Raw genomic sequence first — 23852 nt, 5'->3', positions numbered from 1 at the left:
CGAGCTCACTGTCTTCCCGATGTGACAAGTGCTAGCTAAACACTCATCAAGAAGAGATACAAGGTTGGGTTGAGTGACACGAAACCCAACAGATCGTCAATGCAATGAGCACACCCAAAGCTAAGTATGTGTAGTGTTTATTGTAGGCGTACAGCTTGCTGGCGCGTCGGGCGTTAGCCCGGAGAATTCAGCGGCGATCGTTTTATATTGCACTATGAAAAAAAAGACTACTTAAAAGGAATTAAATGAAAGAGATTAAAGAATTCAATTGGAGTAAAGCAACTAAGCCTCCATTAGAAGAATATTTTCCTGCAGATAAATTAGATCGTGCTCGCTACGCCACATTCTTATCAAGGCTATTGGCTCAAGAGGGATTTGACAAAAGCAGGCCTTATGATGAACAAAAGAAAAACTATGTATTAAACTTAAATGCAGAATGGGGGGCAGGTAAAACATATTTTCTTAAGCGTTGGTCACGAGAATTAATAGTAGATTTTCCTGTTGTATATATTGATGCATGGCAGCAAGACTATTCAGACGACCCATTTTTAACTGTAATTGCAGGTATTATAAAGCAGCTTCAGCTTCAAGCTAAGTTTAATATAACAATACCTAAAAGTGCCGTTTCGATATTTAAGGCTGTTGCACCTGCTATTGCACAAGGTCTAACTAAAAAAATATCAGGCATCGATTTAGATGAGTTACACACATTACTATTTTCTGATGAAGAAATTGATAGTGACCAAAATCAAAACTCTAATAAGCCGACGAGCAGCGACTTTTCACCCGCAGTAAAGGCGCTTGCACAAAACTTGATTAAAGATCATGAAGCTAAAAATAAAAGCGTTGAAGTAATAAAAGCTAAGTTAGCTGATTGGGTCAGTAAGTTTGAAAAGCAGGAAGGTAAGTCGTTACCCATATTTATTTTTATTGATGAGTTAGATCGTTGTCGCCCAAGTTATGCAGTAGAAATGTTAGAGACGATTAAACATATTTTTGATGTTAAAGGTATCGTGTTTGTTGTAGCAACAGATACTGAACAGCTTCAACATACAATCAAATCAATTTATGGTGAAGGCTTTGATGCTAAGATTTACCTAGGCCGCTTTTTTAATAGCCGTTATAGTTTAAAACGCCCTGTTTTAAAGGATTTTTTATCAGTACATAGTGATACAACTAAATTCGAATCTACGTACTTAGAAAGTAAAAAAATTGAGATACTTCCCCGAACAGAAACACCCGAAACCGCTTTAGCTAATATCTCAGTTGTATTAGATGCGTTCCAAGTGCCGCCTAGAACAGCCATTCAAATTACTGAACGCATTACTGCCATTATTGTAAATTTACCAAATGGTAAAAAAGTTGATGTGCTTGTGCTCGCTATTTTGTCTTGTATCTATGAAAAAGACCACCCACTTTATGAGGAGATGATAAATGGTAGGTTCAAAAGAACAGAACGAGGTAATGAAAATAAGATCATAGATATTAGCCTAGCTGACTTCTTACAAGAGGATATATCAAAAGAGTATTTATCAGCCGAGTTAATCTATTTTATTGATCCACAGTCATACACCTCTCAATTCCATAACGGCCGCTTCGTTCCTAAAGATAATAAGTACTTTGAGGGAAATTATCCTATTCCACTATCTAAATTTATTGAGAATACCTTTTGTAAAATCTTTGATTTACATGTAGATGATTTCTATTTTACTTCTTCTAGTGATGATGATTTAACGGAACTGCAATACGCAGAAGAGGCGTTAGCACAGCATAAAATAGAAACTTCTCCAGAAGTTACTTTATTATGGCTTGACTATATTTATATCAAAGATGAATACAACAAAATTACTAAAGAACAATATCGTGATTTTATAGAGCTTTCCTCACCATTAGATTACATGGGCGATAGTTAACTATCTCTGTGCAGCGCTTAGCGTCTCTGTGTTCTCGGTGGTAATATTTATCTAAATTACCACCAACCTCAACTGGACCAAACCACCTAAGCCCCACACTGCCTAACCCCAGCACCTGCATGTTTAAGCGCAATAATTTGCCCTTTGCCGTTATGCGCCATGGCGAGCATATCGCCTGTATTTATATTACTTTCGACCGCGTGTTTACCTTTTAAATCACTCAACAGCGAATGCTTAATTTGTACTAGTACCTCGTCATTACAGCTGGCTATGTACCAGTCTTTATCTACCTTTACGAGTGTGCCGTATTCTATGTGGCGTTGTTGGTGGCGGCGTAAATCGTTAGCTAATTGGCTATCGAGTGCGTGTTTTTGCTCGTTTATGGAGCTTGCGTAGCTACCTGCTTGATTTATTTCGTGTGTTTTAATAATTGAATAGTCGTGAATGTCTATAGTATTAAGCACGGTTTTAGGCGCGTGGTTAATGCCATCGTTATTATCAAAAACAATAAAAGCAAACACACCTAGTGCGCAGGCAAGGCTGGTTAGCTGTAGCGTAAAGCCGAACTTTTTAGGCTTTGTGTGCGTGGCCTTTTTAAGTAACGCTTTTTGCTGAGTGCTTGTAAGTGTTGTGCGCTCTTTTCGCTCTTTGTAGTGTTGTGTGAGCTTTTGATCAAACGGCTCATCAGGCTTGTTCATTGTTTGCTCCTAATAAACGCTTAAGGTTTTGCTTGGCGTAGCGCAGCCTTGTTTTAATGGTCTCAAGGCTGCTTTGCGTTATAAGTTCTATGTCGGCGAGCGAAAAGCCTTCTTGTTGCAAGGTTATGGCTTCGCGCTGTACAAAGCTAAGTTGTTTTAGGGCGGCGTCGAACGCGTCGTAACTTATGTTTGAGCTGCCTATAGTTAAGCCACTTTCGCTTTTATCATTTTGTGCTGCTAAATGCGTGTTTTCGTCAAACTCTACAAAGTGCTGTTGCCTGCGGTATTCGTCAATGAGTGTGTTGCGGGCAAGTTTAAATAACCACGCTTTGGGTGTGGTTTGCGCTTGGTAAAGGTGGCGTTTTTCGATTACTTTTAGCCATGTTTGTTGGCTTACGTCGTATGCTAAATGCGTATTAGATTGCGTAACAAGGTAGTGGTATAAGTCGTTACTGTAGAGGGCAACAAGCTGCTCTAAGTAACGATTGTCGCCACTTTTTGCGTAACTTGCCATGCAGTCCTTGCTTGGCGTTTCAAATAACCATGACTTAATACTTAGTAGCATAGGCGTTTAGTCCGTTAAATAGAGTTATCTAATTTAAAATCGAGTTGTACAGTTTGACCTGTTTGTAATTGTGCCACACCTTCAATTACTTTGGGGCGATATTTCCAGCGTTTAATAGCTCTTATTGCTTCGCGATCAAATGTACGTTTTGGCTCGGCGTTAATAACGACTGGGTCGATTACTTCACCCGTTGGCGAAATGCTAAAGCTTAGTTGCACCCAACCTTCAATGCCATCGCGCGCTGCTGTAGTTGGGTATTTAGGGTTTATGCGCACTATGGGAGTTGCATCCCCTGTTGGGCGATTAATGGTGTTGTTAATGTCGCCACCAAAATCGTCAATCGTAACTGGCGTAAAGTCGCTAATTGCCAGCACAGGATCCGCTGATGTATCAAGCGGTGGTGCTTTTTGCGGTACTTTAGGCATCGGCGGTGGTGGCTGTATTTTTTGTATATGCCTGACTTTTGAATCCTCAGGTGCTTGAAAAATCTCTACTATAATATCGTCCCCTGGTTTAACCGGTGCGCGTTGCTCGCCACTTATTAAATATTGCATAAACGCAAAAGCTGCAAAGGTCATCGCGGCGCCGCCAATAACGGCAGTCGATGTTTTAATAAATACTGGGTTTTTAGGTACTTCAAGTGTGTGCATAAGCCGCTCCAAATTTTATTGACCACTACAATTAGGGTGTTTTCAAAGCTATAACGGGTGGCAAATCAAAAAGGGGTGAAATAATTTTATAAAAAATGTGGGGTTTAGTTACAATAGCCATTCGCATTCTTTTACTTATTAACTTTTTAGGCTTTTATGCAACTCATTGAAATAAATAAAGCGCGTTACCGTAAACATTTAAACCGTGTTATTGCAGGATGTGGTATTGGTTTGGCTGTAGGCAGCTTGGCTATATCGCAAACGTTGATTGCTTTATTTCCTGATGAAAGTGGTAGCCACTTTCATTGGAACTTAATAGGCGTTGCTATTACTAGCCTTGGGCTTGCGTGGTTACTTAATAAATACCGTTCACATACATTTATGACAGAAGTTGTTTATGTGTGGGAGCTTAAAAAAGCACTTAATAAAATAACCCGTAAAATGGCTAAGTTAAAAGCCGCTGGCCGTGAAGGCAATGCCGATGCGTTATTAGCAATTCATTATAGCTACGCGGGCTCTCGGTTATTGTGGCAGCTAGACGATAACCTAATCACTATGGACGATTTAGCCATTAAACAAGCTGAGCTTGAATCTGTTGCAGCGCAACATAATGTAACGCTTAATGTTGAAGATTACGACGCAAGTATTTTAAAACAGTTTTAAAACAGTTTTAAAACATAGGTTTTTAAATTAGTGAGAGGAGCCTTAATGAAAAAAGTACTCATAGTGTGTTTAGGTAATATTTGCCGCTCGCCAACCGCAGAGGCGGTATTAAAAGCCCGAGCTAAAAAGCTAGGTGTTAACGTTAAAGTTGATTCGGCGGGCACTATTGGTTATCACGAAGGTAAAACGCCTGATAGTCGCTCAATGGCAGCAGGGGAGAAGCGCGGTTACAGCTTTAAAGGTATTTATTCACGTAAAGTACGTACAAGCGACTTTACTGAGTTTGATTTAATTTTAGCGGCCGATACGCAAAATTTAGCTGATTTAAAAGCCCAATGCCCTGAGCATCTACAGTACAAATTAGCGTTGTTTTTAGAGTTTGGTGAACAGAGCGTTAGTGCGATTCCCGATCCTTATTACGGCGGCGATGATGGCTTTGAAAATGTGCTCGATTTAATTGAAGCGGCTAGCGATAAAATACTCGCTAAAATTTAATCCCTATTTTATTACTAAAGCTAAATTTAACGAGCTTTTTGTCGTATTGCACAGCGTCCCTAAAGTGAGTACATTTTATACTTACTCAAAGGGAACTTTATGAAAATAAAAATATTACTACTGACTTTATCTATCGCTTCTTGTTCTACTTTTGCTAATGATGTTAGTTTTTCTATTGGGGGGGGCTATCCTTATTTAGTTATTCCTGAGGTGTCTTTATCGGCTAACGACGACACACAACGCTGGTATGCAAACTATAAACTAGGCCTTGATGATGGATTTTCAGCAGGTTTTGAACAAGCAGTAAGCGATAATAAAAAACATGCTTTTGGCGCGCTTGTGGGCGCTATTGGCGCAAGAGATACAGACCAAGAGTGTGAAAGTTCAACAAATGATGTAGCAACTGACTTTGCTAATACGCTAGGTTGTGTAATTGGCGGTATTTTTGATGAAGAAACAACAAACGGCATAGGGCTTACGTACAGTTATAACTTTAACGGGTTGAACAGTGCGGGTTTTAGGTTAGAGCTAGATGTGGGCTATGGTAAAGCAAGCGACAGCAACGAAAAAAGAGCTGATGGCGGTATTAGCGTAAGTTACGAATTTTAACTACGTGAGTTTTGTATTTGTTGGCATTAAAAAAGGCGCATAAAGCGCCTTTTTTAATGAGCCGCTTTTAGTTGCGGTTAATTTTAAAGTCGAGTTGTACCTGAGAAATAGCGCTAACGGGTTTGCCGTTTTCAAACTTTGGTGCGTAACGCCATTGCTCAAGCGCTGCTTGGGCTGACTTTTCAAATGCGCTGCCGCCTTCAGAGCTAAGTACTTTTAGATTTTTTACAAAGCCTGCAGTATCTACCTCAAACTCCATAACAACGCTACCATCGGTACTAAATCTGGCTTTATGCGCTGGGTATTTAGGATTAACACGATAGAGCGGTGTTTGCTCTTGCGATTCTTTCCATGGCACCATTTGAGCGATAGCTAGGCAATGTTTAGTTGCTTCTTCGCTTTTGCCTTGTTTTTCGTATAGACCTACAAGTTTAGAATGAGCGGTTAGCTCAGCACTGTGATCGTATTTTAAGTTATCGTCAAACGCAGTAACTATGTTGTTTAAGCGCTCAATTGCCTGATTATATTTTTTACTGCCTTCGGCAAACGCGGCTATTAAAAAATTGGCTTTAATTTGCTCTACCGAGCTACTAGGCAGATTTTCACGATAGTATTCGTCGGCTTCTTCTAGGTAGTTTTTCGCTTCGCGATATTTTTTAGAGCTAAACTTTTTAGCCAGTAGCGTTGCCGCTTCAAGTTTCATGTCGGCTACAAACTTAGGCTTATTTTGTGTTTTAGCTATTTCAATTACTTGTTCTAAAAAGTTAGCTGCTTGATATGCCGATGTTGTGTAGTTGGCTTGGCCAAGTAGTGCATCAAGTGTTTCTATTGATAGTTTACCGTGGTTTGCAGCTAAAATAGTGTGTGCTTCATTATAAAGGGTATAACGCTGTTCGTTTAGCTCATCGCCGTAGCCTTTAATCGCTTTAGCGTAATTAATAGCTAAGTTAGCGGTGTTATCTGAGCTTTCACCATAAACGGTTTTACCTGATGTGTAAGCAAGTTTGGCAGTTTGTTGTACGTTTTCGTCTGTTTCAACTGCTGCTAAATAGCTTTGGTATGCTTGGCTAAATACCGTTTGAGGATCGCTGGCTTGGCTGGCGAGTGCTGTAGTGCTTAAAGTTGTTGCGCTTACAGCAGATAAACTTAAGCCTATAAATAAAGCGAGTTGCTGACGTTTCATAATAATCCCTATCGTTGTTTAAAATACAAAATACCAAACGTGCCTGTAAGTGTCACTGATTAAGGTAAATCAAAGTAAATAACATTGGCTGTTATTTGTATTAATTTATTGCTAACAATCATTGAAAATAACGCCTGTCGTCGCCATATATTTGCCATAAACAGTCTTGTACTACGGTGTATTTATCCTATTTTGTGATATTATCACTTTATTGTCGTGTCGTAGTTATTTAAATATTTGGATTTGTCGTGGCGCAAGTAAGAGCAAGAGTCCAGCTTAATGTTGGCAGAAATAGTGATATCCCTGCAGAAATAATCTCATTTACTGATTTAAAAGATGGCAAAGAACATATTGCTATGGTGTTTAACAACGCTGATACAGAGCAAGATGTACCGCTTATTCGTATGCATTCTGAGTGTTTAACGGGTGATGTATTTTACTCATCGCGTTGCGATTGCGGCGAGCAGCTAAATGAATGTATTGAAATGATGCACGAAAAAGGCGGTATTTTATTGTATTTACGCCAAGAAGGTCGTGGCATTGGTTTATACAACAAAATTGATGCTTACGTATTGCAATCGCAAGGTATGAACACCTACGAAGCTAATAATCATTTAGGCTTTGCTGATGATTTACGTGATTTTTCGGATGCGGTATTAATGCTCAATGCGCTTAATTTAAGCCACGTTAAATTAATGACCAATAATCCTAAAAAGCTTAACGCATTAAAAGACGCCGGTATTAATGTTGACTCGGTTGTGGGCACGCATGCGCACATTAAAGCGGGTGTTGCGGGTAATAAATCGTACCTAGAAACAAAAATTAAGCATGGCGCGCATATGTTAGATATTAAGAAAATTAAAAAACCTTAATCATTTAATTACGTTTCGTCTATTAATACCCCCTCACGCCAAGTTATACTTGGCGTGTTTCGTTTTAAATTAAGAGCAAGTATGTCTACACAATTACGAATTTTTAAAGCCGATGCAGGGCTAAAGTGGTTAAAAGCCGGATGGCTTATTTTTAAAACCCAGCCAGCAACCTTTATTTTTATGCATTTATTTATTGGCATTGTAGGGCTGCTGTCTTTATTTTTACCTTTACTGCAAGTGGTAGCAGCGCTAGCTACGCCATTTTTAACCGCAGGGTTTTATCAAGCGGTGCTTAGTAAGCAGCAGGGCGGAAAAATTATGCTGGCCGATATTCTCAAGCCATTTACGGCAAAAGGGAATCGCTTAGGGTTATTGCGTTTAGCACTTTACCAAATGGGTGCGGGCATTTTAATGGCATTACTTGCTAATGGCTTATTTGCCGATGCAGTGGCTGTTATGAGCCAACCAGGGCTTGATCCAAACGTAGCACTTGAACAAATGCTTGATAGTATTTCGGGCGCAAATGTAATTTTATTTTTTATGGCAATGCTAATTTATTTAACAGCATTTGCGTACGCCGTACCGCTTGTTTATTTTAGTAAAGAAACACGTATTTTAACGGCACTTAAAAAATCGTTAATGGTGTTTTATCATAACATTTTGCCACTTGGCGTTTTTGGCCTTATTTGCGCATTATTTATGGCGCTTTCGATGTTCTTATCGTTCTTACCACTGTTGATTTTAATGCCGATTTGCTACATTAGCTTTTTTGTATCTTATCAAGCCATTTTTATGCCTGTTGTACCACCAAGTGACGACATTAATGTTAAGCCACTTAGCAGTGAAACAAGCGGACGTTTTGACGCTTAATGGATGATAAATTAAAGCAAAAACTAAAAAACTATGTACTTTGGTTACTAGGGCGCCAAGAATATTCGCGTCGTGAGTTAACGCTTAAGCTACAGCAAAAAGAAGCCACAGAAGAGTTTATTGAAACGCTGCTTGATTGGTGCGAAAAGCACAATTTTATCAACGAGCAACGATACTGTGAAGGCTTTGTAAGAAAACACATATTTAAATGCCACGGGCTTAAGCGAATACAAAGCGAAGCTATGGGCAAAGGGATTGATCGTTCGCTACTTGAAATGGTAGTTGAAGAGCTTGAAGTAGATTGGTTTGAGCTTGCGCAGGATGCGTACAATAAAAAATATTCAAATACACCGCCAGATCTCGATTACAAAGATAAAGCTAAGCGCGTGCGCTACTTAATGTATCGGGGTTTTAGCTACGATGAAATTAATTTTGCAATGCAAGCACAGTAAATACAGGTGAGACTTTCAAATGCAGCACATGACTACCGCACAAATTAGGCAACAGTTTTTAGACTTTTTTGCCAGCAAGCAACATCAAGTTGTACCTTCAAGCTCGCTTATACCGGGTAATGATGCCACGTTGTTATTTAACAATGCCGGCATGGTGCAATTTAAAGATGTATTTTTAGGCGCAGAAAGCCGCCCTTATACACGTGCGACTAGCTCGCAGCGTTGTGTACGTGCTGGCGGTAAGCATAACGATTTAGAAAACGTAGGCTACACTGCTCGCCACCATACATTTTTTGAAATGTTAGGTAACTTCAGTTTTGGTGATTACTTTAAGCAAGAAGCTATTAAGTTTGCATGGGAGTTTTTAACTGAAGAAGTAAAACTACCAAAAGAAAAACTTTTAGTAACTATTTACCACGATGACGAAGAAGCATTTGAGTACTGGTCAAAAGACATTGGCTTAAGTGAAGATCGTATTATTCGTATTGCGACCTCAGACAACTTTTGGTCTATGGGCGATACCGGTCCGTGCGGTCCGTGTTCTGAAATATTTTATGACCATGGTGAACACATTTGGGGCGGACCTCCGGGCTCTCCAGAGGAAGACGGCGACCGTTTCATCGAAATTTGGAACTTGGTATTTATGCAGTACAACCGTCAAAGCGACGGCACTATGCTGCCACTGCCTAAGCAATCTGTTGATACGGGAATGGGCCTTGAGCGTATTTCTGCTATTTTGCAGGGCGTGCATTCAAACTACGAAATCGATTTATTCCAAGGCTTAATTGCCGCTGCTGCAAGTGTTACTAACGCGCAAGATATGGACGACAAGTCACTACGTGTAGTGGCGGATCATATTCGTTCGTGTGCGTTTTTAATCTCAGACGGTGTTATGCCATCTAACGAAGGCCGTGGTTATGTACTACGCCGCATTATTCGTCGTGCTGTGCGCCACGGTAATAAGTTAGGTGCACAAGGTTCGTTTTTCTATAAATTAGTTGCTGCGCTAATTGAGCAAATGGGTCAAGCGTATCCTGAGCTTGCTAAGCAACAAGAAATTATCGAAAAAGTATTACGCATTGAAGAAGAACAGTTTGGTAAAACACTTGAGCGTGGCTTAGCTATTTTAGAAGAAAGCTTAAGCGACCTTAAAGGCGATATTATACCAGGCGACTTAGTATTTAAGCTTTATGATACGTACGGTTTTCCAGCTGATTTAACGGCCGATGTTGCGCGTGAGCGCCAGATGACGATTGATCATCAAGGCTTTGAAGAGTGTATGGCTGTACAACGTAAAACAGCGCAACAAGCGGGTAAATTTGGTGCTGATTACAACGAGCAATTAAAATCAGAAAAGCTTACTGAGTTTAAAGGCTACGACAGCACACACCATAGCGCGACAGTGGTTGAAATTTTTGCCGGTGGCGAAGCTGTTCAGTTATTAGAAGATGGTCAACAAGGTATTGTAGTACTAGACCGCACACCTTTTTACGCTGAATCTGGCGGCCAAACGGGTGATACGGGTACTATTACAGTTGCTGGTGGCGAATTTAATGTTACTAATACCACTAAGCTTGGTAATGCTTTTGCTCACCACGGTACTGTACAAGGCCGTATTGGTGTTAACGATAAAGTGGACGCAACTATTGATGATACGCGTCGCGATAGCATTAAGAAAAACCACACAGCTACGCATATTTTACACGAAGCACTACGCCAACTATTAGGTGACCATGTAGGCCAAAAAGGCTCACTTGTTCAGCCTGATCGTTTACGTTTTGACTTTTCACACTTTGAAGCGGTTACTAAAGATGAGCTACGTGAAATTGAGCGCGTAGTTAATGACGAGATTCGTCGTAACTTTGCACTTAATACTGAGCTTATGGCTATTGATGATGCTAAAGCGAAAGGTGCAATGGCGTTATTTGGTGAAAAGTACGATGACGAAGTACGTGTAGTTACTATTGGCGACTACTCTATTGAGCTTTGTGGTGGTACTCACGTTGAGCGCGCTGGTGATATTGGTTTATTCAAAATTGTATCTGAAAGTGGTATTGCCGCAGGCGTACGTCGTATTGAAGCCGTAACTGGTGCAGATGCTGTAGCGTACGTTAGCGAGCAAGAGCAACAACTTAGCGATGTTGCAGCTTTAGTTAAAGGCGATAGCGCATCGGTACTTGAAAAAGTTACTGCGCTTCTTGAAAAATCAAAGAGCCTTGAAAAGCAAATTGCACAACTTAGCGATAAGCTAGCAAGTGCAGCGGGCGCGTCTTTACTTGACTCAATAGTAGAAATTAATGGCGTTAAGCTGTTAGTTGCAAACGTTGAAGGGACTGAATCTAAAGCGCTTCGCGGTATGGTTGATGACCTTAAAAACAAGATTGGCTCAGGTGTTATTGCACTGGGTGTTGCCAGTGGCGACAAAGTAAGCCTAATTGCTGGTGTAACTAAAGACTTAACAGGCAAAGTAAAAGCCGGTGAGTTAGTTAACCACATGGCAGGCCAAGTAGGTGGTAAAGGTGGCGGTCGTCCAGATATGGCACAAGCCGGTGGTAGTGAGCCACAAAACCTTGGTGCTGCATTAGATAGCGTAACAGCTTGGTTAACTGAGCGTACTTAAGCCTAAGTGGCGCTTATTGTTCAAAAATTCGGTGGCACTTCGGTAGGCTCAATAGAGCGAATTGAAGCAGTCGCCGACCTTGTTGTTAAGACCAGACAACAAGGGCATCAAGTGGTTGTGGTGCTCTCGGCTATGTCGGGAGAAACCAACCGCTTAATTAATCTCGCCAAACAAATCGATACTCGCCCGAGTAGCCGTGAACTAGACGTACTTATTAGCACCGGAGAGCAGGTTTCTGTTTCGCTGCTTGCTATGGCTATTATTAAACGTGGTCATTCAGCTGTAAGCTTGTTAGCCGAGCAAGTTAATATTCTAACCGATAACATGTTTGGCAAAGCCCGTATTGCAGAGGTTGCAGCTACACGCTTAAAGCATGAGCTTGAACATAACCGTATTGCTATTATTGCTGGATTTCAAGGGCGTGATGTTGAGGGCAACATTACAACGCTTGGGCGCGGTGGCACCGATACATCGGCTGTAGAAATAGCAGCGGCTATAAAAGCCGACGAATGCCAGATCTATACAGACGTTGACGGCGTATATACTACAGATCCTCGTGTTGAACCTAACGCGCGCAGAATGAGCCAAGTTACCTTTGCCGAAATGCTGGAGCTGGCAAGTTTAGGGGCGAAAGTTTTGCACATTCGCTCAGTAGAAGCTGCAGGTAGACACAATGTGCCACTTAGGGTGCTTTCGAGCTTTAATCCTGATGAAGGCACATTAATAAGTTTTGAGGAGAACGATATGCCAAGCAAGGTGGTATCGGGGATTGCGTTTAATCGTGACGAATGTTTAATTAAAGTCGATGGTGTGCCAAGCGGTACACAATATCTTTCAAAAATATTGAAACTTTTTGCTGATAATGGCATCGAAGTAGATATGATTAATCAAGTTAATCATATCTTTGAAAAAATAGACTATGCTTTTACTGTGCACTCGAATGATTATCTGCAAGCACTTGAATTATTGAGCGAAGATCAAGCTCAACTCAGTGCTCAAAATATAAGCGGATTACCAACAGTCGCTAAAGTGTCTGCTGTTGGAATGGGTATGAAATCGCATTCTGGTGTAGCAAGTTTATTTTTTGATGCATTAGCGCAGGAAAATATTAATGTGGTTTTAGTCTCGACGTCTGAGATCAAAATTTCAGTTTTAATAGATGAAAAGTACCTAGAGTTGGCTGTTCGTGCATTACACAAAGCATTTTTAACAGAAAATGGATAGATTGAGAGTTTTTACTTACTTTTCAGTCTAATTTTCATTAGTATGTTTAAGCGGAATCTTATAATTTTTATTGGAACATGGGAGCAAGAGAATGCTAATACTAACTCGTAGAGTAGGTGAAACCCTAATGATTGGTGACGAAGTAACAGTTACTGTTCTAGGTGTTAAAGGAAATCAAGTTCGAATCGGTGTTAATGCACCAAAAGACGTATCAGTGCATCGTGAAGAGATTTACATGCGCATACAAGCTGAAAAGTCGAACCCTAATCCGGGCAATGCTTAATCAACACGTATACGTAGCTGAGTAATTAACTCAACTAGTCAAAAGCCACTCACTGAGTGGCTTTTTTGTTTATAAAAGCGAGTGTTTCTGGGGTTAATATTTGTTTTGAAATATACTGCATGCCGCTTTTATTTTTAATAATAATACCTTGCTGCGTATCTATTACTTCGCTTATGTCTTGCCAAGTTAGCTGAAAGCTTTTGTAATGATTAGCCGATTTAATGCCTTCTTCATCAAAGGTAAGTGTTACTTCTGAGCCTGATGCTCTGCTGAGCATTTGTCTGGTTACCCACCAAGGTCTGCGATAGTAAAAAGCGACGCACTCTAGTACACCTAGCATGATCATAAACGATCCTAAGTAATGATCGTTTAAAACATAAATGCCAAATAAACCAAGCGCAACCAGTAGTACAAGTAAAAAGTACTTAGGTTTGGCGCGTTTACTGTACGGGAGTGACTCATCAAAGCACTCATAAAAGTAGGGTTTATCTAGCGTGTAGGTTGTTGTAAATGCCATATTGCCTTGCTTTAAATATCGTTTTTTTTATTTTAACAAGCTAATCGCTAAATGAGCAGCTTTATAGTCAGCGATTTTATTACAGACACAAAAAAACGGCCCTAAGGCCGTTTTTTAGCGATAAAAGAAGAATTAACAGTTAGTTTCTTCAGCGTTTACGCCTTCTTTAACATTTTCACATGCATCTTCTACTTTGTTTTGCACGTCAGTTACTGCTTCGTCAATACGTTCGCCTGCGTCTTCTGCATGGTTGTCTTCACAACCCATGATGAAAAAACTTGCGAATAGACCGATTAGTGCTGCTTTTACAGTTGTTGAATTCATAATGTAATTCCTTGTAAGTTTTAATTAAATTTTAGTGTGTTAGTTGCATGCTTTATCTACCTGGGCGATTTACCACGTAGTGCACCTGAAACTAATGAAATCACTAAAAGTACTAAAAAGATAAAAAATATAATTTTTGCTATACCAGCTGCGGCACCTGCGATGCCACCAAAACCTAACACTGCAGCGATTAAAGCAATAACTAAAAATGTAATTGTCCAGCGTAACATTGTTTTCTCCTTGGTTATCAAATTTGCTCATAATAACTAATGCCAGTTACATGCCAAAGTTTATTTTATATTAATATCAGTGACTTATGTTTTTTGGTTATGTTTTTAGTTATTTGTTAGTTAGTAACTTTTACGCTTTGTTATGTAAGTTATTCACACTGTTACAAATTGCTGGCAAAAATCCACTGAGAATAATTTTTTTGGTAAGACCAATTAACAATTAGTGCGTGTTTTTGTACTTATTATAAAGTTTGGTGTGTATTTTTATTAAGTTGAATAGTTAATTAACAACTTCTATATAACTATTAGCTATAGTCGTTATTTCCTACGTGTATTGTAGGGCGCATGGTTGCTGGGTTATGGCATGTAAATAAGTTGAGTGTTATGTTGTTTATAGTTTAATTGGTTTTACCAATTTACAAGATGTAGACAAAGCGACTAGTTTTGTTATCATCCAGTGAATAAATATTTAATTAAATCGATTTTTTATTTTCGATATGGGTTTCAAGGGGGAGAAAAATGGATATAGGTGCTCTACTCACAACGGCTGGTAGCTTAATGCTAACTGGTATGGTTGGGGTGTTTGTATTTCTGTCGATATTAATTGGTGCAGTAACGCTTATGTCTAATTTGGTGACGCGCTTTAGCGAACCAGAGGCATCACCAGCTAAATCACCGTCTTTTAAATCTCAAGGTGTGCCTAATGAGCACATCGCTGCTATTAGTGCTGCCATTGCTCAGTACAAATCAAATAACAAATAAGGGGCACACACATGGCTAAATTAAAATTAACAGAATTGGTATTACGCGATGCGCACCAATCATTGCTCGCAACACGTATGCGCCTAGACGATATGCTACCTATTGCTAGCAAGCTAGATGATGCAGGTTATTGGTCTATTGAATCGTGGGGCGGTGCTACATTTGATTCGTGTATTCGTTATTTAGGCGAAGATCCTTGGGAGCGTATTCGTGCGCTTAAAAAAGCGATGCCTAATACTAAACAGCAAATGCTATTACGCGGTCAAAACCTATTGGGTTACCGCCATTACGCTGATGACGTAGTTGAAAAATTTGTAGAACGCGCACACAAAAATGGCGTTGACGTATTTCGTATATTCGATGCAATGAACGATGTACGCAACCTTGAAACAGCGATTAAAGCGGCTATAAAAGTAGGCGCACACGCTCAAGGTACTATTTCGTATACAGTTAGCCCTGTTCATACGCTTGAAATGTGGCTAACTCTTGCTAAGCAATTAGAAGATTTAGGTTGTCACTCAATTTGTATTAAAGATATGGCGGGTTTATTAAAGCCATACGATGCTGAAAAACTAATTAAAGCACTTAAAGAAACTGTATCGGTTCCTATTGCTATGCAGTGCCATGCTACAACTGGTTTAAGTACTGCGACTTATCAAAAAGCGATTGATGCAGGCATTGATATGCTTGATACCGCTATTTCATCTATGAGTATGACTTACGGACACACTGCTACTGAAACTATTGTATCGATAGTTGAAGGTACCGAGCGCGATACTGACCTTGATTTAAATCACCTAGAAGAAATTGCTGCTTACTTTAGAGATGTACGTAAAAAATATGCGGCATTTGAAGGTAGCTTAAAAGGGGTTGATGGTCGTATTTTACTAGCTCAAGTACCTGGTGGCATGCTTACAAACATGGAAAACCAACTTAAAGAGCAAGGCGCGGCAGATAAGCTTAATGAAGTTTTACTTGAGATCCCACGTGTACGTGAAGATCTTGGCTTTTTACCTTTAGTAACACCTACGTCGCAAATTGTAGGTACTCAAGCAGTACTTAACGTGCTTACGGGTGAGCGTTATAAAACAATCACTAAAGAAACTGCTGGCGTATTAAAAGGTGAATATGGCTTAACACCAGCACCAATGAATAAAGAGCTACAAGAGCGTGTGCTTGATGGAGCTGAGGTTATTACTTGTCGCCCTGCAGATAACATTGCACCAGAGCTTGCAACACTTGAAGCTGAATTATTAAAAGAAGCGCAAGAGCAAGGTTTAACACTTGCTGATGATCAAATTGATGATGTACTAACTTATGCATTGTTTCCACAAGTTGGTTTGAAGTTTATTAAAAACCGCAACAACCCAGATGCATTCGAGCCAGTACCTTGTGTTGAAGATAAAAGCAGTAAAGCACCTTCTAAATCAACTTCAAACAATAACGGCGTAAAAGCTGAGCAGTACAGCGTAAAAGTAGATGGTAAAGTTTACGACGTAGTAGTGGCGCAAGGTGGTGAACTTAAAGAAGTAACCTTAAAAGACTCTGAGCACATTCCTCAGTCGGCTTCGGTAGCATCAGGCGAAACACTTAACGCACCTCTAGCCGGTAATATTTTTAAGATTAAAGTAAAAGCTGGGCAAGTTGTTAACGAAGGCGATGTAGTGATTATTATGGAAGCCATGAAAATGGAAACTGAAATACGCGCTACGCATACCGGAACAATTGCTGAAGTGTTAGTTAGTGAAGGCGATGCTGTAACTACCGGCGACGCTATGATTGCATTAGCTTAGGAGTAAATAGAGGATGGAAGGTATTTTAAACCTCTGGAATGCGACAGGCATTGCTAACTTTACAATCCCATCGTTAATAATGATTGCGGTAGGGTGTTTATTACTATTTTTAGCGATAGCTAAAGGCTTTGAACCACTATTATTACTACCTATTGGTTTTGGTGCGATTTTAACAAATGTACCAGTGGCAGGTTTGTCAGACCCTGGTGGGCTTTTGTACTACGTTTATTATGTGGGTATTGATACGGGGATTTTTCCGTTATTGATATTTATGGGAGTAGGGGCGCTAACCGATTTTAGTGCGCTTATTGCTAATCCACGTATGTTGCTATTAGGTGCGGCTGCACAGTTTGGTATTTTTGCGACACTGTTTGGCGCGATATTATTAAACTATGTGCCAGGCTTTGAGTTTACTTTACAGGATGCATCGGCTATTGCGATTATAGGTGGAGCAGATGGACCTACTGCAATATTTTTAGCGTCAAAACTGGCACCTGATTTACTTGGTGCAATAGCGGTAGCCGCATACTCATACATGGCACTTGTGCCAATTATTCAGCCGCCAATAATGCGTGCGTTAACAACTCCAGAAGAACGTAAAATAAAAATGCCAGAGCTTCGTAAAGTATCTAAAAAGGAAAAGATTATTTTCCCTCTTATGGTGCTTAGCTTAACGGCTATGTTTTTACCGGCTGCTATACCGCTGGTAGGTATGTTTTGTTTAGGTAACTTAATGCGAGAGTCAGGTGTTGTTGATAGATTAAGTAACAGTGCTCAAAACGAAATCATCAATGTTACAACTATATTTTTAGGCTTAGCTGTAGGCTCAAAGCTTGCTGCAGATAAGTTTTTAACTGTTGAGACGATTGGTATTTTAGTACTTGGCGCACTCGCGTTTGCAATTGGTACGGCATCTGGCGTATTTATGGCAAAAGGACTTAATCGCATATCTAAAACACCTATAAACCCATTAATAGGGGCGGCAGGTGTATCGGCTGTGCCAATGGCGGCACGAGTAGTAAACAAAGTAGGCCTTGAAAGTAATCCTCATAACTTTTTACTTATGCATGCAATGGGACCAAATGTTGCGGGCGTTCTTGGTAGTGCAGTTGCTGCGGGTATTTTATTAGCACTTGTTGGTTAAATTAATTTTAATCCAACCGATTTGCGCAGTTTACTGCGCTTTTTTTTGTTCTTAATTTCTTCGCCGCTAAATGGTTTCTTGTTCAGCGCTTTTTGTTTACAGTAACAGCTCTTCAAAATTTTAAGGATAGTTATCATGCTTCACACACCTTTAGCAAAGCACTTACCTCATGTTAGTAAACTTGTATTCGGATGCATGGGTCTGGGCGGCGGTTGGAATAAAGACGCAATTACTGATGCACATGTTAAGCAAACTCATGAATGTATAGATAATGCTATTGAAGGTGGCATTAACTTTTTTGACCATGCTGATATTTATACTTTTGGTAAAGCTGAGCAGGTTTTTGGTAAAGCATTAAGTGAGCGACCAGAGCTTAGAGAGCACATGTATATTCAATCTAAGTGTGGGATTCGTTTTGAAGATGACTTAGGACCAAAGCGCTATGATTTTTCGGCTAAGTGGATTGAGCAATCAGTTGAAGCATCCTTGAAGCGATTAAATACAGAGTATTTAGACGTACTTATGCTACATCGTCCTGATCCTCTCATGGAAGTTAACGAAATTGCTCGTATATTTAGTTGCTTAAAAGAAAGCGGTAAAGTGCGCAATTTTGCAGTATCTAATATGCAGCAACACCAAATGAATTTTTTACAGCACGCACTTGATATGCCTATTGTGGCTAATCAAATTGAGGCTAGTTTGCAAAAGCATCAGTTTGTTGATGAAGGTGTATATGCCGGTAACAGTGACGGTAAAGATCTTAATTTTACACCAGGTAGTATTGAGTACTGTCGCCATTTTGAAATTCAAATTCAAAGCTGGGGCAGTTTATGCCAAGGTTTATACAGTGGTAGTGATTTATCAAACGCATCGCAGGCCGATATAAACACCAGTCTTTTAGTTAATAAACTGGCTGCACTTTATGATACTTCTGCTGAGGCGATTGTAATTGCATGGTTACTTCGCCATCCCGCATCTATTCAGCCTATTATTGGAACAACTAATGCCAAGCGTATTAAAGCCTCTTGTGATGCTGTCAACGTAGAGCTAACTCGTGAGCATTGGTATGCACTTTATGTCAGCGCTAAAGGGCACGAGCTACCATAAGTAGGGCGCTAATATGAATATATTCGTTATTTTAATTGGATTGTTTGTCGCGCTGGCGATACTCATTCCATTGCTTGAAAAATATCAAAGTAAAATAGGGCTTGCTGGCGCAACCAAATACAGTAAATATATTTGGCCGCTAGTGATGGTATCTTTAGTTATTCAGCTCATTTATGTATTAATGAATTGATGGTTTATAGCGTATACAAAAAAGCCTTTGCAGGTTTAACCTGCAAAGGCTTTTTTAATATTTATTAATAAGCTTTATTTTAGTGCTAACTGTAGCTCGCGATTGCGCTCAAGTTGGGCAATAAAGTTATCTGCAATCGGTTTAAACTTAGCAAGTTCTGAGCGAGGTAATGGCTCTGACTTTGGAAGCTTAACGGTTTTAGGATTACGATGAACGCCATTTACCAAAAACTCATAGTGTAAATGCGCCCCAGTAACACGACCAGTAGAACCTACAGTACCAATTTGTTGGCCCTGTTTAACTTTTTGGCCTGTTTTAACTAGTTTCTTATTTAGGTGTAAGTACTTAGTTACATATTGTGTGCCATGGCTGATAAATACGTAGTTACCGTTGTACTTGCTGTAACCCGCTTTAACTACCTTACCGTTACCTGATGCGACTACTGGTGTGCCAGTGCGTGCTGCAAAGTCGATACCACGGTGCGCTCTAACTTGCCCAGTAACAGGATGAAGTCGCTTAGGATTAAAGCTAGAACTAATATACTTAAAGCTTACAGGTGCACGTAAAAAGGCTTTTTTCATGCTACGCCCTTCAGGCGTATAAAAATTGCCGTCGGTATGGCGAATCGCTGCAAAGCGTTGACCTTGGTTTACAAATTCAGCGGCAATAATTTTACCGGTACCAATAAACTCGCCATCAACATAATGAGACTCGTAAATTAAGCCAAATAAATCGCCTTTACGAATATCATTTGCAAAATCAACATCCCAACCAAATATGTCAGCAAAGTTCATTATTTGGCGCTCGCTTAAGCCTGCCGCAATTGCTGAAGTCCAAAAATTATTAGATATTTCGCCGCCAGCGGTTTTAGTTAGCGTTTCAATTTCTTTACTATCGATAGCTGTATCGTAATTACCTTCGTCGTTTAAGGTAACAAATAAAGTATCTGTTTTTGAAATTACATAACGCAGTTGAGCCAAAGAGCCATCTTCAGCAGTAGCAAAACTGAGTACTTCACCTGGATGAATTTTAGTTAGCTTGCGAGTCTCTGCATTAGTGTTAATTAGTTTATGAAGCGTTTGAGCTGAAAAACCAGCACGCTTAAAGATAATTGCTAAATTGTCGCCATTTTTAACTTTATGATCGACAAAGTCGTATTCTGGTAACTTTTCTGCTGCTTGCTCTGAATTTAGCTCAGTTAATTTTTCGTTGTCATCAACTTTAACTTGTAACTCATAGCGCTTACCAATTTCTAGTGCATTTGCACTATTGTCTTTGGATGCAGTGGCTTTTTCAGAAGGAAGAAAGGCTAAGCCAACAATAGCAGAAACCAAACCTAGAATAAGCAATTTGTGTTTTTTGGGGAGCGTGTGAACCACGTGAACCATAACGTGCCTTTTTCTGCTGTCAAGATAATAAATACGTAATATTGCAGGATATACTTAATAATGTGCGAATACTAGTGTTTTGTAGATTTAAACTACGCTAAAATCAAGGGTAGAAAGCCTTTTTTAACGTCCTATCTAACTAAGACTCAATTCATTTAGTTTAGTTGCCCTAATAACTTAAAAAGTTATTTTAATTAGATAGAAATTTGTTATGTTAGCTACATATATATGTTCGGTTTAAACCTTAATAAAAACCGTGATTACAAGTAACTAGTCGCCCCTTCGTAGGCAGAATTTTGGAGTAATACAAAGTGGATTTACAAACCGCTCTAGCAGAGATAAAACGCGGTGCAGAAGAAATATTAATTGAAGACGAACTAGTTGAAAAACTAAAGTCGGGCAAAAAGCTAAAAATAAAAGCAGGCTTTGATCCTACAGCACCTGATTTACATTTAGGGCACACTGTACTAATTAATAAAATGAAAACCTTTCAGGATCTAGGTCATGAGGTTATTTTCTTAATTGGTGACTTTACTGGCATGATTGGCGACCCAACAGGTAAAAACGTAACACGTAAACCACTTACTCGCGAAGACGTATTAGCCAATGCTGAAACATATAAAGAACAAGTATTCAAAATTCTCGACCCTGCTAAAACCACTGTTGCATTTAACTCTACTTGGATGGAAAAGTTAGGCGCTGCAGGTATGATAAAACTTGCTGCAAACCAAACCGTAGCGCGCATGCTTGAACGTGATGACTTTAAAAAGCGTTATGGCAGCGGTCAACCAATTGCAATTCATGAGTTTTTATACCCTCTGGTACAAGGTTGGGATTCGGTTGCACTAGAGTCTGATGTAGAACTAGGTGGTACTGATCAGCGCTTTAACTTACTAATGGGTCGTGAGCTACAGAAAGTTGAAGGCCAAAGGCCGCAAACAGTATTAATGATGCCATTACTTGAAGGTACTGACGGCGTTCAAAAAATGTCTAAGTCACTTGGTAATTACATTGGTATTACTGATGCGCCAAACGATATGTTTGGTAAAATAATGTCAATTAGTGATGTGCTAATGTGGCGTTATTACGATTTATTAAGCGCGCTTTCTATTGAAGAAATTGCAGCTCAAAAAGAGCGTGTTGAGCAAGGTACTAACCCGCGCGATATTAAAATAGAACTAGCTAAAGAGTTAATTGCTCGTTTTCATAGTGAAGCTGATGCACAAGGTGCACATGATGATTTTATTCAGCGTTTTCAGAAAAAAGCGTTACCAGATGAAATCCCTGAGCTGACAATCACTATTGCAGAAGATACTATTTTAATTGCTAACTTGCTTAAAGAAGCAAATTTAGTAGTTAGTACGTCAGAAGCAATGCGCATGATTAAGCAAGGTGCAGTTAAACTTAACGGTGAAGATAAAATCACTGATACCAAACTTGAAGTAGCAAAAGGTACAACGGCTATTTACCAAGTAGGTAAACGTAAGTTTGCAAACATCACTGTAGCTTAAATACAGTATGAAACTAAAAAACCAGCCTAGGCTGGTTTTTTTGTGCTTGTATTTTGGGTCTGTAAATAGTTACGAGGTAGTCACTAAATAGTCACTAAATCACTTTTAATATTTCAATACTTACAATTACTAACAACCAAAATGCACGGGCCTGATTTAACCTATTAATTATAACGGGCACATCCTCGGGGGTAGGTAGTCTATCAGCACCAATACGCATTTTGTTAAAGCGAGTACCCAAATAAACCGCAGGCCCGCCTAGTTGTACACCAAGTGATGCAGAACATGTACTGAGTAGCCAACCAGTATTAGTTTGATAAAAGTGCCTGCCGTAATGTTTTATGTAGTGCATGCTTTGTTTGCTCGCTCTACTTGCTGCAATAGTTAAAGCTAGCAAGCGCATTGGAATATACTCAATAATAAACAAGAGAATTTTAAGCGGTTTTAAAAAGTAGCTATTTGGGGATATATCACTACGCCAGGCTTGTTGTATTAAAGTAAGTAATCGATAGGCGAGAGCAGCAATAGGGCCAAAGGCTAAAAATATAAATATAACTACGAAATAGTATCGAGCAGTGCGCAGTATTAAACTCTCAATTAATGCTTTAATAATACCAGGAGATGAAAGCCTATTAACTTCACGGGCAAGCAGTGGTTTTAGTAATTCGCGTGCCGTCGATTTTTGATTTTGTTTAGTGAGCTTTGCAATACGGAGCGCTTTTTTATCAATACTCTTACTTTCTAAGCATAAGTATAAAATAAGACCTGCGAGTAATTCAGGGTAAAAAGCAAACTCGAGTATTAACACTACAATAATGAGAATAACACTTAAAATGAGCGTGCTTGCCAGTATAGCTGCTAAATATTGATAGCTTTTAGGTTCTTTGCGTTTGTATATACGCTTGCCAATAGCACTAAAAACCGCGCTTAACGCTGTATTAGGATGATACCAGCTAACAAGAGGAATAAAGCGCTCAGCAAGGAGCGCTAGTATGAAGGCAATAAAGTCCAAGTGGTTTTGAACAATATTGCTAAGCATTTAAAGAGACACTGCAGTTAGCTTTTCTAAAAGTGCGACAACCATTTTAGATGAGTTGATTGATGCTGTTTCTAGGTATTCTTCAAATGATTGTGGTGACTCTTTACCTGCAATATCAGACATTGAGCGAATAACAACAAATGGCGTGTTAAGCGTAAAACACGTTTGTGCAATTGAAGCGCCTTCCATTTCAACGGCAAGCATTGTAGGAAAATCACTGCGTGCTTTATCAATACGTACCGGATCACACATGAAGGTGTCGCCAGTACAAATTAAGCCAACAAGTGTTTTAACATCACTGATTTGTTCGATTGTTTGTTGTGCTGCTTCTACTAATTTTGGGTGAGCTACAAAGCCTGCTGGCATTTGAGGTACTTGGCCAATTTCGTAGCCAAAAGCAGTAACATCTACATCGTGGTGACGTACTTCTGACGAAATTACTACGTCGCCAACACTTAGTGATGGATCGAATCCACCGGCAGAGCCTGTGTTAATTACGCAATCAGGTTTGAAGTTATCAATCAGTAAGGTGGTTGCAATCGTTGATGCTACTTTACCAATACCAGATTGAACAAGTGTTACTGTGTTACCAGCCAATTCACCAGTATAAAAAGTGAAACCTGCTTTAGTTAAAATTTGTGGGTTTTGCATCGCTTCACGTAAAATTTTAACTTCTGGCTCCATTGCGCCAATAATACCAACATTCATAATGTTTAATTCCTGAGTTTGAATCACTTGATTATACGTGAA

26 protein-coding genes are annotated in these 23852 nt (G+C 39.6%); 16 read left to right on the top strand and 10 right to left on the bottom strand.

The genetic code is table 11. The features are described 5' to 3' along the window. The first annotated feature begins 245 nt into the window (after positions 1–245). Complete coding sequence (locus I6E80_RS19805) at positions 246–1913, top strand: P-loop NTPase fold protein (protein ID WP_197186282.1); 1668 nt, start codon at positions 246–248, stop codon at positions 1911–1913. An 86-nt stretch (positions 1914–1999) separates the two neighbouring features. Here the strand turns inward: I6E80_RS19805 and I6E80_RS19800 are convergent, their stop codons facing one another. Genes I6E80_RS19800 through I6E80_RS19790 form a run of 3 tightly spaced genes read right to left on the bottom strand, consistent with a single transcriptional unit; the run spans position 2000 to position 3826 of the window. Further along, entirely contained in the window at positions 2000–2611 is a 612-nt protein-coding gene (locus I6E80_RS19800) for a hypothetical protein (protein WP_197186281.1), read from the bottom strand. After that, on the bottom strand, positions 2598–3176 hold the full coding sequence (locus tag I6E80_RS19795) for a sigma-70 family RNA polymerase sigma factor (RefSeq protein WP_231616830.1): 579 nt from the start codon (positions 3174–3176) through the stop codon (positions 2598–2600). The genes I6E80_RS19800 and I6E80_RS19795 overlap by 14 nt, the downstream gene beginning before the upstream one ends. Positions 3177–3190: 14 nt before the next feature. Beyond that, positions 3191–3826, bottom strand: a complete 636-nt coding sequence (locus I6E80_RS19790) for an energy transducer TonB (protein ID WP_197186280.1) — start codon at positions 3824–3826, stop codon at positions 3191–3193. 156 nt (positions 3827–3982) lie between these two features. Between I6E80_RS19790 and I6E80_RS19785 the strand changes: the two genes are divergently transcribed. The 3 genes from I6E80_RS19785 to I6E80_RS19775 all read left to right on the top strand — a co-directional run bounded on the left by I6E80_RS19785 (position 3983) and on the right by I6E80_RS19775 (position 5593). Then, a complete protein-coding gene (locus I6E80_RS19785; protein WP_170072942.1) occupies positions 3983–4489 on the top strand; it encodes a DUF3087 domain-containing protein in 507 nt (168 codons plus the stop codon). Positions 4490–4534: 45 nt separating this feature from the next. Next, positions 4535–4984 carry a low molecular weight protein-tyrosine-phosphatase gene (locus tag I6E80_RS19780; RefSeq protein ID WP_024600771.1) on the top strand — a complete coding sequence of 150 codons (450 nt, stop codon included), beginning with the start codon at positions 4535–4537 and terminating at the stop codon, positions 4982–4984. 99 nt (positions 4985–5083) lie between these two features. Then, a complete protein-coding gene (locus I6E80_RS19775; protein WP_007583799.1) occupies positions 5084–5593 on the top strand; it encodes a hypothetical protein in 510 nt (169 codons plus the stop codon). 67 nt (positions 5594–5660) lie between these two features. On the opposite strand, the gene I6E80_RS19770 is transcribed toward I6E80_RS19775, so the two are convergent. Next, positions 5661–6776: an energy transducer TonB gene (locus tag I6E80_RS19770; protein WP_197186279.1), complete on the bottom strand. Its 1116-nt coding sequence runs from the start codon at positions 6774–6776 to the stop codon at positions 5661–5663. 248 nt (positions 6777–7024) lie between these two features. Here I6E80_RS19770 and ribA point away from each other — a divergent pair, with 248 nt between their 5' ends. The 6 genes from ribA to csrA all read left to right on the top strand — a co-directional run bounded on the left by ribA (position 7025) and on the right by csrA (position 13097). After that, positions 7025–7648, top strand: coding sequence for a GTP cyclohydrolase II (gene ribA, locus I6E80_RS19765; RefSeq protein ID WP_165735833.1), 624 nt, complete (start codon positions 7025–7027; stop codon positions 7646–7648). A gap of 81 nt (positions 7649–7729) precedes the next feature. Then, entirely contained in the window at positions 7730–8518 is a 789-nt protein-coding gene (locus I6E80_RS19760) for a BPSS1780 family membrane protein (RefSeq protein WP_024600767.1), read from the top strand. After that, positions 8518–8970 (top strand): regulatory protein RecX, encoded by a 453-nt coding sequence (locus I6E80_RS19755; RefSeq protein WP_024600766.1) that lies wholly within the window; start codon positions 8518–8520, stop codon positions 8968–8970. The genes I6E80_RS19760 and I6E80_RS19755 overlap by 1 nt, the downstream gene beginning before the upstream one ends. Before the next feature lie 19 nt (positions 8971–8989). Further along, positions 8990–11590 carry an alanine--tRNA ligase gene (gene alaS, locus I6E80_RS19750; RefSeq protein WP_197186278.1) on the top strand — a complete coding sequence of 867 codons (2601 nt, stop codon included), beginning with the start codon at positions 8990–8992 and terminating at the stop codon, positions 11588–11590. Positions 11591–11596: 6 nt separating this feature from the next. After that, complete coding sequence (locus I6E80_RS19745; RefSeq protein WP_197186277.1) at positions 11597–12814, top strand: aspartate kinase; 1218 nt, start codon at positions 11597–11599, stop codon at positions 12812–12814. 91 nt (positions 12815–12905) lie between these two features. Next, a complete protein-coding gene (csrA, locus tag I6E80_RS19740) occupies positions 12906–13097 on the top strand; it encodes a carbon storage regulator CsrA (protein WP_004587515.1) in 192 nt (63 codons plus the stop codon). Between the two features lie 49 nt (positions 13098–13146). Here the strand turns inward: csrA and I6E80_RS19735 are convergent, their stop codons facing one another. The 3 genes from I6E80_RS19735 to I6E80_RS19725 all read right to left on the bottom strand — a co-directional run bounded on the left by I6E80_RS19735 (position 13147) and on the right by I6E80_RS19725 (position 14168). Further along, positions 13147–13614 carry a YcxB family protein gene (locus tag I6E80_RS19735; RefSeq protein WP_007583811.1) on the bottom strand — a complete coding sequence of 156 codons (468 nt, stop codon included), beginning with the start codon at positions 13612–13614 and terminating at the stop codon, positions 13147–13149. 132 nt (positions 13615–13746) lie between these two features. Further along, positions 13747–13938 (bottom strand): hypothetical protein, encoded by a 192-nt coding sequence (locus tag I6E80_RS19730; protein ID WP_007378921.1) that lies wholly within the window; start codon positions 13936–13938, stop codon positions 13747–13749. Positions 13939–13994: 56 nt separating this feature from the next. Beyond that, entirely contained in the window at positions 13995–14168 is a 174-nt protein-coding gene (locus I6E80_RS19725) for a DUF1328 domain-containing protein (RefSeq protein WP_002961939.1), read from the bottom strand. Positions 14169–14687: 519 nt separating this feature from the next. On the opposite strand from I6E80_RS19725, the gene I6E80_RS19720 reads away from it, so the two are divergent. The 5 genes from I6E80_RS19720 to I6E80_RS19700 all read left to right on the top strand — a co-directional run bounded on the left by I6E80_RS19720 (position 14688) and on the right by I6E80_RS19700 (position 19164). Continuing rightward, the gene (locus I6E80_RS19720) at positions 14688–14930 is read left to right on the top strand and encodes an OadG family protein (RefSeq protein WP_076925244.1); all 243 of its coding nucleotides are present in this window, start codon (positions 14688–14690) and stop codon (positions 14928–14930) included. An 11-nt stretch (positions 14931–14941) separates the two neighbouring features. Continuing rightward, on the top strand, positions 14942–16723 hold the full coding sequence (oadA, locus tag I6E80_RS19715; protein WP_076925245.1) for a sodium-extruding oxaloacetate decarboxylase subunit alpha: 1782 nt from the start codon (positions 14942–14944) through the stop codon (positions 16721–16723). A gap of 13 nt (positions 16724–16736) precedes the next feature. Further along, positions 16737–17867 carry a sodium ion-translocating decarboxylase subunit beta gene (locus I6E80_RS19710; protein WP_002961942.1) on the top strand — a complete coding sequence of 377 codons (1131 nt, stop codon included), beginning with the start codon at positions 16737–16739 and terminating at the stop codon, positions 17865–17867. 135 nt (positions 17868–18002) lie between these two features. Beyond that, complete coding sequence (locus I6E80_RS19705) at positions 18003–18974, top strand: aldo/keto reductase family oxidoreductase (RefSeq protein WP_170072949.1); 972 nt, start codon at positions 18003–18005, stop codon at positions 18972–18974. 13 nt (positions 18975–18987) lie between these two features. Next, the gene (locus tag I6E80_RS19700; RefSeq protein WP_197186276.1) at positions 18988–19164 is read left to right on the top strand and encodes a hypothetical protein; all 177 of its coding nucleotides are present in this window, start codon (positions 18988–18990) and stop codon (positions 19162–19164) included. Positions 19165–19238: 74 nt separating this feature from the next. Here I6E80_RS19700 and I6E80_RS19695 read toward each other — a convergent pair whose 3' ends face one another. Next, positions 19239–20552 (bottom strand): peptidoglycan DD-metalloendopeptidase family protein, encoded by a 1314-nt coding sequence (locus I6E80_RS19695; protein WP_024600761.1) that lies wholly within the window; start codon positions 20550–20552, stop codon positions 19239–19241. A gap of 311 nt (positions 20553–20863) precedes the next feature. Between I6E80_RS19695 and tyrS the strand changes: the two genes are divergently transcribed. Further along, entirely contained in the window at positions 20864–22063 is a 1200-nt protein-coding gene (tyrS, locus tag I6E80_RS19690; RefSeq protein WP_076925247.1) for a tyrosine--tRNA ligase, read from the top strand. A 94-nt stretch (positions 22064–22157) separates the two neighbouring features. Here tyrS and I6E80_RS19685 read toward each other — a convergent pair whose 3' ends face one another. Both I6E80_RS19685 and mtnN read right to left on the bottom strand, forming a co-directional pair. Next, positions 22158–23102, bottom strand: coding sequence for a regulatory signaling modulator protein AmpE (locus tag I6E80_RS19685; protein ID WP_197186275.1), 945 nt, complete (start codon positions 23100–23102; stop codon positions 22158–22160). After that, a complete protein-coding gene (gene mtnN, locus I6E80_RS19680; protein WP_197186274.1) occupies positions 23103–23810 on the bottom strand; it encodes a 5'-methylthioadenosine/S-adenosylhomocysteine nucleosidase in 708 nt (235 codons plus the stop codon). Positions 23811–23852 lie beyond the last annotated feature (42 nt).

Source organism: Pseudoalteromonas sp. NSLLW218 (assembly GCF_015864775.1).
Taxonomy (GTDB): domain Bacteria; phylum Pseudomonadota; class Gammaproteobacteria; order Enterobacterales; family Alteromonadaceae; genus Pseudoalteromonas.
The sequence above is the reverse complement of the archived record's forward strand: the minus strand, read 5'-3'. Positions and strand labels throughout refer to the sequence as shown.

Bases quoted from the DNA above. Each gene is read 5' to 3' on its own strand.
- I6E80_RS19805 (WP_197186282.1), top strand. From the start codon at position 246: ATGAAAGAGATTAAAGAATTCAATTGGAGTAAAGCAACTAAGCCTCCA.
- I6E80_RS19800 (WP_197186281.1), bottom strand. From the start codon at position 2,611: ATGAACAAGCCTGATGAGCCGTTTGATCAAAAGCTCACACAACACTAC.
- I6E80_RS19795 (WP_231616830.1), bottom strand. From the start codon at position 3,176: ATGCTACTAAGTATTAAGTCATGGTTATTTGAAACGCCAAGCAAGGAC.
- I6E80_RS19790 (WP_197186280.1), bottom strand. From the start codon at position 3,826: ATGCACACACTTGAAGTACCTAAAAACCCAGTATTTATTAAAACATCG.
- I6E80_RS19785 (WP_170072942.1), top strand. From the start codon at position 3,983: ATGCAACTCATTGAAATAAATAAAGCGCGTTACCGTAAACATTTAAAC.
- I6E80_RS19780 (WP_024600771.1), top strand. From the start codon at position 4,535: ATGAAAAAAGTACTCATAGTGTGTTTAGGTAATATTTGCCGCTCGCCA.
- I6E80_RS19775 (WP_007583799.1), top strand. From the start codon at position 5,084: ATGAAAATAAAAATATTACTACTGACTTTATCTATCGCTTCTTGTTCT.
- I6E80_RS19770 (WP_197186279.1), bottom strand. From the start codon at position 6,776: ATGAAACGTCAGCAACTCGCTTTATTTATAGGCTTAAGTTTATCTGCT.
- I6E80_RS19760 (WP_024600767.1), top strand. From the start codon at position 7,730: ATGTCTACACAATTACGAATTTTTAAAGCCGATGCAGGGCTAAAGTGG.
- I6E80_RS19755 (WP_024600766.1), top strand. From the start codon at position 8,518: ATGGATGATAAATTAAAGCAAAAACTAAAAAACTATGTACTTTGGTTA.
- alaS (WP_197186278.1), top strand. From the start codon at position 8,990: ATGCAGCACATGACTACCGCACAAATTAGGCAACAGTTTTTAGACTTT.
- csrA (WP_004587515.1), top strand. From the start codon at position 12,906: ATGCTAATACTAACTCGTAGAGTAGGTGAAACCCTAATGATTGGTGAC.
- I6E80_RS19735 (WP_007583811.1), bottom strand. From the start codon at position 13,614: ATGGCATTTACAACAACCTACACGCTAGATAAACCCTACTTTTATGAG.
- I6E80_RS19730 (WP_007378921.1), bottom strand. From the start codon at position 13,938: ATGAATTCAACAACTGTAAAAGCAGCACTAATCGGTCTATTCGCAAGT.
- I6E80_RS19725 (WP_002961939.1), bottom strand. From the start codon at position 14,168: ATGTTACGCTGGACAATTACATTTTTAGTTATTGCTTTAATCGCTGCA.
- I6E80_RS19720 (WP_076925244.1), top strand. From the start codon at position 14,688: ATGGATATAGGTGCTCTACTCACAACGGCTGGTAGCTTAATGCTAACT.
- oadA (WP_076925245.1), top strand. From the start codon at position 14,942: ATGGCTAAATTAAAATTAACAGAATTGGTATTACGCGATGCGCACCAA.
- I6E80_RS19710 (WP_002961942.1), top strand. From the start codon at position 16,737: ATGGAAGGTATTTTAAACCTCTGGAATGCGACAGGCATTGCTAACTTT.
- I6E80_RS19705 (WP_170072949.1), top strand. From the start codon at position 18,003: ATGCTTCACACACCTTTAGCAAAGCACTTACCTCATGTTAGTAAACTT.
- I6E80_RS19700 (WP_197186276.1), top strand. From the start codon at position 18,988: ATGAATATATTCGTTATTTTAATTGGATTGTTTGTCGCGCTGGCGATA.
- I6E80_RS19695 (WP_024600761.1), bottom strand. From the start codon at position 20,552: ATGGTTCACGTGGTTCACACGCTCCCCAAAAAACACAAATTGCTTATT.
- I6E80_RS19685 (WP_197186275.1), bottom strand. From the start codon at position 23,102: ATGCTTAGCAATATTGTTCAAAACCACTTGGACTTTATTGCCTTCATA.
- mtnN (WP_197186274.1), bottom strand. From the start codon at position 23,810: ATGAATGTTGGTATTATTGGCGCAATGGAGCCAGAAGTTAAAATTTTA.